The sequence below is a fragment of the Rhodococcus sp. T7 genome (assembly GCF_009872365.1).
Taxonomy (GTDB): domain Bacteria; phylum Actinomycetota; class Actinomycetes; order Mycobacteriales; family Mycobacteriaceae; genus Rhodococcus_F.
On record NZ_WXYH01000218.1, the window covers coordinates 1 to 1,483 of the forward strand.

Annotated in this window: 3 protein-coding genes; all 3 read left to right on the forward strand. The window is 64.8% G+C overall.

Features of this window, described 5'->3' with window-relative positions:
* The coding region (locus MLGJGCBP_RS19945) for a C40 family peptidase (RefSeq protein ID WP_201453136.1) at positions 1-456 on the forward strand (456 nt) is incomplete at its 5' end.
* 2 nt (positions 457-458) lie between these two features.
* Positions 459-809 carry a hypothetical protein gene (locus tag MLGJGCBP_RS19950; protein ID WP_160097684.1) on the forward strand — a complete coding sequence of 117 codons (351 nt, stop codon included), beginning with the start codon at positions 459-461 and terminating at the stop codon, positions 807-809.
* 135 nt (positions 810-944) lie between these two features.
* A partial coding sequence (locus MLGJGCBP_RS19955) for a hypothetical protein (protein WP_160097685.1) occupies positions 945-1,483 on the forward strand: 539 nt, incomplete at its 3' end.

Genomic DNA, 1,483 nt, shown 5'->3' on the forward strand with positions numbered 1-1,483 from the left:
TGGCTCGGCACCGAGTACGCCTGGGGCGGCGGCGACGTCAACGGACCCACCCACGGCATCAGCGACGGCGGCGGTGCAGGCGACGCGCACGGTGACCCGAACAAGACCGGCTTCGACTGCTCCGGCCTGACCCTCTACGCCGTCTACCAGGCATCCGGCGGCCAGATCACATTGCCGCACTTCACCGGCGACCACTCCAATCCGGGACAACTCTACGACCCCCGAGGACAAGAAATTCCGCTCGACCAGAAACAGCCCGGCGACCTGATCTTCTTCGGCGCAGGCGGAAACACCCACCACGTCGGCATCTACCACGGCCAGCAAAACGGCCAAGACATGCTCCTGAACGCACCCCAATCCGGTGACGTCGTCTCCATCCAACCCCTCTCCAACTGGGCCGGCGAAGAAATGTACGTCCGCCGATTCGGCGAGATCCCACCCGAAGAAAGGCCGTAACCATGCCCACCGACAAGGAGATCGACATGCACAACACCGATACCGCAGCTCTCGTCGACGTGCGCGGGGAACGCCTTGCCTGCCTGCTACACCGCGCCGCGGTCCTGAGTGAGCAACACGTGAACATCAAGAGGGTGAATCCGTTCCGCAGCAGATACTCGGCGGAACAGCTTCGGGACAGCTGGCTCACCAGCACCCAAGTCCGCACTCCCATCGAGATCCTCGGCCGCTACGGGCACCCGTGGGAAGCCGACGAAGCTCGTGCTCTCTGCGAGACAGACGCCGAATCCCTGGCGGCGACCTTCGCCGCCGCTTTCCTCTGGAGCCGCGGTCAACAATCCCAGTGGCGATGACGGGTCTCCGTCCGGCATCGAGATTGGCGAAACCGATTCGGGCACGCGGTCTTTCGTCCAATTCTTGTCGGACCCCATAGGTAGTGTGGACCGAAAGCCGTTGGCCGTGAATCGATATGAGAGATCGGAAGTGTGATGACAACGAAGATCCGGGCACGGAGTCGAGTCGGATTGGTCGCCGCGGCACTGGTGGTGATGACAGCGGTTGCCGGGTGCGGCGGCTCCGACGGTGATGATCACGGCCACACACCGATGGATTCCGGCGGGCCGACGAGCGTGTTGACGACCCCACCTCCACCGGCACTGCCGGACCGCTTCGCCGCGGTCGATCAAAATGATCCGGAGTCGGTGATGGTTGCTGCTGCGGGAGACCTGTTCAGTTACACGCCGGCGACGGACCCGAGCCAGGCCGCGGGAGCGGAGCGGGCGGCACCGCTGCTCGATGAACGGTTCTACGCCGAGAACAAGCCCGCGTTCACCGTACTCGCACCGATCACGGGCAGGCAGTGGGATCGGTGGGCGAGCGAGAACGCCGTGGTGACAGCGCGCGCCGCAGTGACCAGCGACGATCATCCTGCCGACGCACCGGCGAAGGTTTCGCGAGTGGTCGCGGTGACCCAGACCGCCACCGCGCCCAGCGGGGCCGTTCTCGATGAATCCACGTTGGCGGTCTA